General features: G+C 56.3%; 1 rRNA gene. It reads right to left on the bottom strand.

Going from position 1 to position 513, the window contains the following annotated elements:
• Positions 1-513 (bottom strand): 23S ribosomal RNA (locus WA788_RS35585); the annotation flags it as partial.

Raw genomic sequence — 513 nt, 5'->3', positions numbered from 1 at the left:
AATGACACGACTTCGGCGGTACGCTTGAGCCCCGCTACATTGTCGGCGCGGAATCACTTGACCAGTGAGCTATTACGCACTCTTTCAAGGGTGGCTGCTTCTAAGCCAACCTCCTGGTTGTCTCTGCGACTCCACATCCTTTCCCACTTAGCGTACGCTTAGGGGCCTTAGTCGATGCTCTGGGCTGTTTCCCTCTCGACCATGGAGCTTATCCCCCACAGTCTCACTGCCGCGCTCTCACTTACCGGCATTCGGAGTTTGGCTAAGGTCAGTAACCCGGTAGGGCCCATCGCCTATCCAGTGCTCTACCTCCGGCAAGAAACACACGACGCTGCACCTAAATGCATTTCGGGGAGAACCAGCTATCACGGAGTTTGATTGGCCTTTCACCCCTAACCACAGGTCATCCCCCAGGTTTTCAACCCTGGTGGGTTCGGTCCTCCACACGGTCTTACCCGCGCTTCAACCTGCCCATGGCTAGATCACTCCGCTTCGGGTCTTGAGCGTGCTACT

This window comes from Streptomyces sp. CA2R106 (genome assembly GCF_037034245.1).
GTDB lineage: Bacteria > Actinomycetota > Actinomycetes > Streptomycetales > Streptomycetaceae > Actinacidiphila.
The sequence above is the reverse complement of the archived record's forward strand: the minus strand, read 5'-3'. Positions and strand labels throughout refer to the sequence as shown.